This is a genomic window from Escherichia sp. 93.1518 (genome assembly GCF_013368915.2).
GTDB classification, from domain to species: Bacteria; Pseudomonadota; Gammaproteobacteria; order Enterobacterales; family Enterobacteriaceae; genus Escherichia; species Escherichia ruysiae.
This window is the reverse complement of sequence record NZ_JABWMT020000106.1, coordinates 1-501: the sequence shown is the minus strand read 5'-3', so window position 1 is coordinate 501 and position 501 is coordinate 1. Positions and strand designations below refer to the sequence as shown.

Annotated in this window: 1 pseudogene; it reads left to right on the top strand. The window is 30.1% G+C overall.

Annotated features, from left to right (window positions below):
• Positions 1-427, top strand: a pseudogene (locus tag HEN21_RS22625) (sugar polymerase); the annotation flags it as partial.
• Positions 428-501: the final 74 nt, after the last annotated feature.

Genomic DNA, 501 nt, shown 5'->3' with positions numbered 1-501 from the left:
ATGTTATAATAATCCATGGAGTGCTATGCACGGGTATATATCTTCTTTTTGTATGCTAATAAATCAAAAAGCAGCGAAAATAATTGTTAGTTGTTACAATGAACTTTCAAATTATTTTTCCAATAACGATCTTGATATTAGTCAACCCGGATGGGGAATACAAATTGAATCAAGACTGAGAGAGTTTATTCGTAGTCATTTAATCGATATACACACGGATACGGTTTGGTATCAAGCTAAATTGTTACATAATGATAAAAAGCGAATTAACATTAAAGCTAAATGTGTTTTCATGGAACATTTCATATCAGGAAAAATTGGTGAAAGCGGCATTGTGATTTCTATTTTCCCTACCTGGAAAGGGAAAGTGTTAAATTTTCTAAATGAGCAATTATCTAAAGTCAAGAGGATAATTTTAATTAAATGAGAAAAAAATTTTACACGACACCAATCACATGACTAATTCTTACGCTTAATATTATTGCTACAATTGTAGTTTTG